Below are 5,914 nucleotides of genomic sequence, written 5' to 3'. Positions count from 1 at the left end.
CCAAAACAACGATGTCTTGTAGGATCGGCCGCATCGGCGGACCGCCATGGCCGCTATCAGACTGCTCGCCTAGAAAACCTCACAGTAACTGTTCTGCTCAGGGCTTGGCGTAGCGCTCCTCCAGGCGATCCAGCAGCAGGTTGGCGCTGTAGGGGTCGAGACGGAAGGTCTCGGCGCCCAAGGCTTCCACGCGGTTGTCCTTGACCGCCGGCAGGTGCGCCAGGAGCGGATTGCTGCGTACCGCCTCGGCTTCCTTGGCGTCCGCGGCGAACAGCAAAAAGGTCTGGCCCGTGAGACCGGTGGCGACGTTCTCGCCGGCGAGCTGCAGGATGTCGTGGCGCTGCCCCTGGCTATGGCCGGTCTCCAGCCCCGCCGGCAGTTTCGCCAGGGTGAAGCCCAGGCTTTCCAGCAACTGGCCCTGGGAAGAGGCGGCGGTCCAGAGATTGGCCTGGCGCGTCGCCGGGTTGTAGACGAAGGCGGATACCGGTTGCGGCGGCAGCTGCAGGCGCGCCTTGAGATCGGCGACGCGCCGGTCGAAATCGCCGACCACCTTGCGGGCGGCGTCCTCGCGGCCGGTGGCCTGGCCGAGCAGTTCCACCACCTGTTGCCAGCTGCGATTGTCGTAACCCACCACCAGCACCGGGGCGATGGCCTTGAGTTGCTCGACCAGCCGCAGCGCCGAGTCGTTGCCGGCGGCGCTGACCAGGATCAGGTCCGGCGCCTCGGCGGCCACGGCTTCGGCATTGGCCTCGCCGATGTACAGCCGCTTCACGTCGCGCTGCCTGGCGACCGCGCCCCACTGGCGCAGGAAGCCCTGGTCATCGGCGAATCTGTTGTTGGGCGAGGTGGCGCCGCTGGCCACCACCGGCGCGCCGATGGCGAGCAGGGAGCCGGTAAGGGTGACGCTGGTGGAGACGATGCGTTGCGGCTTGGCCGGCAGGGTCACCTGGCTGCCGTCGGCGCTGATCTGCCGCGGCCAGTCCGCCGCCTGAGCGGGACCACCCAGGGTCAGGGTGGCGACCGCCAGAGTGGTGAGAATGCGAAACACTGACAACAAGCTGAACATGGACGCCTTCCAGTTGTAAGATAATCACTCTCATTTTCAAAGAACCACCCCCTGGGCAGCAAGTCGTTCCTTTCCAGTAGCCGACAGGGCCAGGGCAGGAGCCGTGGATCCGGTACCTGCCGGCGCTCTGCCCAGTGGAGATTCACCTGAGATTTCAATGGGTTGCTGGCCATTCGGCGAGATCGTTCGGTCCCTAACGAATTGACTTTCCGGCAGGCAACCTTTAGCTTCTGCTTATTGATAAGCATTATCATTCGTGTAGAGGTCCATCGAAATGACGAGCAAGAGGGCTGAGGTGGTCGGCGGAGTCGTTGCCGATCGTCGGGAACAGGCCGCATTCCTGTTCCAGTCGGGTGATCGCGTCCTGCAGGGGCGGGGCATCTGTGCCCGGGTCGAGACACCGGCCAGTGGCGGCGCGCATCGGGACAGCCTGTTCCTGCACGCCGTGGATGAGGCCTTCGCCCGTGCCCGCCAGGCCGGCATCGCCGAGCCGGTGATCATGGGTGCCATTCCCTTCGATACCACCAGGCCCTCCTGCCTCTATGTGCCTCGGGAGCATGCCTGGACTGCGCGCCCGGCGCCGGTCAGCAGCGCAGGGGTTGCCCCGGCGCAGGTGCGCGAGGTGCGCAACCTGCCCAGCGCGGACGGCTTCTGCCTGGCGGTGGAGGAGGCCATCGAGGCCTTCCGCCGTGGCGAGCTGAGCAAGGCGGTGCTGTCGCGCATCCAGGAGATCCGCCTGGCCGAGCCTGCCGACGTGGAGACCATCCTCGCCAATCTGACGCGGCAGAATCCTACCGGCTATCAATTCCGCATCCCCACCGCCGAGGGCGGCGAGCTGGTCGGGGTCAGCCCCGAGTTGCTGGTGCGCAAACAGGGTGCCCAGGTCCATACCAATCCCCTGGCCGGTTCGGCCAGGCGCCGCGCCGATCCGCAGGAAGACCAGCGCGTCGCCCGCGAGTTGCTGGAGTCCAGCAAGGACCACTACGAACATCGTCTGGTGATCGAGGACATCCGTGAGCAGCTGGCGCCGCTGTGCAGCCGGCTGGACGTACCCGAAGGCCCCTCGCTGCTCAGCACCAACGCCATGTGGCACCTGTCCACCGCCATCGACGGCGAGCTGGCCGACAGCCGCACCTCGGCGCTGCAACTCGCCTGCCGCCTGCATCCGACCCCGGCGGTGTGCGGCTTTCCCACGGCCGCGGCGCGCCAGCTGATCCAGCGCATCGAGCCCTTCGACCGCGGCCTGTTCACCGGCATGGTCGGCTGGTGCGATGCCCAGGGCAACGGCGAGTGGGTGGTCACCATCCGCTGCGGCACGGTGCAGGGCGACTGGCTGCGGCTGTTCGCCGGCGCCGGCATCGTCGAAGCCTCCGACCCTGCGGCGGAGTGGGCCGAGGTCACCGCCAAACTGGGCACCATGCGTGCCGCCTGTGGTTTGCTCGACGAGGAGAACCCCACGTGAGTCTGGAATTCACCCCCTGGCCGGACGACCTGGCGGCGCGCTATCGCGCCCTGGGTTACTGGCTCGACCTGCCGATGACCGAGATCCTGGCGCGCAGCCGCGCGGCCCTGCCGGACGCGCCGGCGATCCTCTGCGGCGAGCGGCAGCTGAGCTATGCCGAGCTGGACGAGCGCTCCAGTCGCCTGGCCGCCCACCTGCAGGCCGCCGGGCTGCGCCGCCACGACACGGCCCTGGTGCAGCTGCCCAACGTGGCCGAGTTCTACGTGGTGTTCTTTGCCCTGCTCAAGGCCGGCATCGCCCCGGTCAATGCGCTGTTCAGCCACCAGAAGCTGGAGTTGCTCGCCTATGCGCAGCAGATCCAGCCCCGGTTGCTGATCGCCTCCAGCGAGCACAACCTGTTCCGCGACGACAACTTCCTCGCCGAGTTGCGCGACGTGGCGCCGGGCCTCGGCGAGGTACTGCTGGACGGCGCCGACGACGCGCGCAGCCTCCAGCAGCGCCTGGATACCCCGCTGGACGGTTTTCAGCTGACGCCCACCGCCGGTGGCGAGGTGGCCTTCTTCCAGCTATCCGGGGGCAGCACTGGCACGCCCAAGCTGATCCCGCGCACCCACAACGACTACTACTACAGCCTCAGACGCAGCGTCGAGATCTGCCGCCTGAGCCCGGCGACGCGCTTTCTCTGCGCGCTGCCGGCGGGCCATAACTACACCCTCAGCTCGCCCGGCGCGCTGGGCGTCTTCATCGCCGGTGGCTGCGTGGTCATGGCCCGCGATCCCGAGCCGCTGCGCTGCTTCGCGCTGATCGAACGCCATCAGGTGGACTGGGTGGCCCTGGTACCCCCGGCGGTGGCGCTCTGGCTGCAGGCCGCGGCCGCACCCGAGCAGCGCGCGCGACTCGCCAGCCTGCGGGTGGTGCAGGTGGGCGGTGCCAGCTTCGCCGAGGCCCAGGCGCGCCGCGTGCCCGAGGAGCTGGGCTGCCAGTTGCAGCAGGTGTTCGGCATGGCCGAAGGCCTGGTCAACTACACCCGCCTCGACGACGAACCCGAGCGCATCTTCACCACCCAGGGCCGGCCCATGAGCCCGGATGACGAGGTGCGCATCACCGACGAGGACGGCAATCCCGTGCCCGACGGCGAGCCCGGCCTGCTGTCCACCCGTGGCCCCTACACCTTCCGCGGCTACTACCGCAGCCCCGAGCACAACGCCCAGGTGTTCGACGCCGAGGGCTTCTACTTCTCCGGCGACGTGGTCCAGCGCGATGCCGCCGGCTACCTCAAGGTGGTCGGGCGGGTGAAGGACCAGATCAACCGCGGCGGTGAAAAGATCGCCGCCGCCGAGATCGAGGGCCTGCTGCTGCGCCATCCCGGCATCACCCACGCGGCCCTGGTCGCCATCGCCGACGACTTGATGGGCGAGAAGAGCTGCGCCTGCCTGGTGGTGAGCGATCCGGCACTCAAGCCGGTGGCGCTGCGCCGCTACCTGCGCGAGCAGGGCGTGGCCGAGTACAAGCTGCCCGACCGTTTCCAGTTCCTTGACCAGCTGCCGCTCACCGCCGTCGGCAAGATCGACAAGCGCCGCCTGCGCGAGCAGCTGCAGACCCCATCCACCGAGCGTCCCTAAGGTTTCCCATGGCTATTCCCCGTCTTGCCTCCTATCCCTTGCCCCAGCCCGACGGCTTTCCCGCCAACAAGGTGGACTGGACGCCCGTGGCCGATCGCGCCGTGCTGCTGATCCACGACATGCAGCGCTATTTCGTCGAATTCTATGGCGACGACAGCCCGCTGATCGATCAGGTGGTGGCCAACATCGCCGCCCTGCGCGCCTGGGCCGATGCCCAGGGCGTGCCGGTGGTCTATACCGCCCAGCCCACCGACCAGCCGCCGGCCGATCGCGCCCTGCTCAACGACATGTGGGGCCCGGGCCTGACCCAGGCCGATCCCGCGCTGCAGCAGGTGGTGGACGCGCTGGCGCCCAAGGCTGACGACGTGGTGCTGACCAAGTGGCGCTACAGCGCCTTCCACCGTTCCAATCTGCAGGACCTGATGACCGAATGGCGGCGCGATCAGCTGATCGTCTGCGGCGTCTATGCCCATATCGGCTGCCTGACCACCTGCACCGATGCCTTCATGAGGGATATCCAGGCCTTCCTGATCGGCGACGCCGTGGCCGACTTCAGCGAGGAAGAGCACCGCATGGCGCTGCGCTACGTGGCGACCCGCTGCGGCAGCACCCTGAGTACCGCCCAGGTCACCGGCGCGGGTGCGGCCGTGCTCGATGAAGCCTGGCTGCGCGCCCAGGTCCAGCCGCTGCTGGACGCCGATGATGAAGCACCGGCGCTGGACGATAACCTCACCGATTTCGGCCTGGACTCGGTGCAGGTCATGACCCTGGTGGGCGAGTGGCAGAAGCGCGGTCTGCCGGTGACCTTCGCCGATCTCGCCGCCCAGCCGACCCTGCAGGGCTGGCTGGACCTGCTGCGCGCGCGCGCCTGAGGAATCTGCTGATGACGCAACTGGATTTCACCGGCAAGCGCGTCTGGGTGACCGGCGCAGGGCAGGGCATCGGGCTGCAGGTAGCGCGGCGCTTCCAGGCGGCGGGCGCCGAGGTGATCGGCCTCGACCGGCAATTCGCCGAGGGCAGCTATCCGTTCCGCACCCAGCTACTGGACGTCGCCGACGCGGCCCAGGTGGAGGACGTCTGCCAGGCGCTGCTGGCGGAAGAGCGCCGCCTGGACGTGCTGGTCAATGGCGCCGGCGTGCTGCGCCTGGGCACCAGCGACAGCCTGAGCCTGGACGACTGGCAGGCGCTGCTGGACGTCAACGTCTCCGGACCCTTCTATCTGTTCCGCCAGCTGGTGCCGCTGTTCAAGGCCCAGGGCCGGGGCGCCATCGTCAACATCGCCTCCAACGCCGCCCACGTGCCGCGCCTGCAGATGGCCGGCTACTGCACCTCCAAGGCGGCGCTGGTGTCCCTGAGCCACTGCGTGGCCCTGGAACTGGCCGGGTCGGGCGTGCGCTGCAACGTGGTCTCGCCGGGCTCCACGGCGACCCCCATGCTGGCCGGCATGCTCGGTTCGCCGGAGGGCTATCAACGCCTGGTGGACGGCCTGCCGGAAGACTTCAAGCTGGGCATCCCGCTGCGCAAGATCGCCCAGCCCGACGAGATCGCCAACACCGTGCTGTTCCTCGCCTCGGACCTGGCCAGCCATATCACCATGCAGGACATCGTGGTGGACGGCGGCGCGACCCTGGCGGCGTGAGAGGTTTTCGTCGGTTGGGTTGAGCGCCAGCGAAGCCCAACACGGCGGGTTCGACTCCGCCTGTTGGGCTTCGACGATGCGGCTGTCTCAACCCAACCTACGGCTTGCCTCGCGACCGATCCCGG

5 protein-coding genes are annotated in these 5,914 nt (G+C 68.4%); 4 read left to right on the top strand and 1 reads right to left on the bottom strand.

Translation table 11 applies throughout. The annotated features are described in order from the left end of the window. Positions 1-97 precede the first annotated feature (97 nt). Complete coding sequence (fepB, locus tag OXS31_RS23275; RefSeq protein ID WP_044340786.1) at positions 98-1,066, bottom strand: Fe2+-enterobactin ABC transporter substrate-binding protein; 969 nt, start codon at positions 1,064-1,066, stop codon at positions 98-100. 274 nt (positions 1,067-1,340) lie between these two features. On the opposite strand from fepB, the gene OXS31_RS23270 reads away from it, so the two are divergent. The 4 genes from OXS31_RS23270 to dhbA are packed head-to-tail and all read left to right on the top strand — an operon-like array spanning position 1,341 to position 5,789. Continuing rightward, positions 1,341-2,528 (top strand): isochorismate synthase MenF, encoded by a 1,188-nt coding sequence (locus OXS31_RS23270; RefSeq protein WP_235389857.1) that lies wholly within the window; start codon positions 1,341-1,343, stop codon positions 2,526-2,528. Next, a complete protein-coding gene (locus tag OXS31_RS23265; RefSeq protein ID WP_044340784.1) occupies positions 2,525-4,150 on the top strand; it encodes a (2,3-dihydroxybenzoyl)adenylate synthase in 1,626 nt (541 codons plus the stop codon). Before OXS31_RS23270 ends, OXS31_RS23265 begins: the two co-directional genes overlap by 4 nt. Before the next feature lie 8 nt (positions 4,151-4,158). Then, the gene (locus OXS31_RS23260) at positions 4,159-5,022 is read left to right on the top strand and encodes an isochorismatase family protein (RefSeq protein WP_007160298.1); all 864 of its coding nucleotides are present in this window, start codon (positions 4,159-4,161) and stop codon (positions 5,020-5,022) included. Between the two features lie 11 nt (positions 5,023-5,033). Beyond that, positions 5,034-5,789, top strand: coding sequence for a 2,3-dihydro-2,3-dihydroxybenzoate dehydrogenase (gene dhbA, locus OXS31_RS23255; protein ID WP_058791613.1), 756 nt, complete (start codon positions 5,034-5,036; stop codon positions 5,787-5,789). Positions 5,790-5,914: the final 125 nt, after the last annotated feature.

The organism is Pseudomonas sp. GM_Psu_1, from assembly GCF_026544185.1.
Classification (GTDB): Bacteria; Pseudomonadota; Gammaproteobacteria; order Pseudomonadales; family Pseudomonadaceae; genus Chryseomonas; species Chryseomonas oryzihabitans.
Note: the sequence above shows the minus strand (reverse complement) of the source record. Positions and strands in the feature narration are given on the sequence as shown.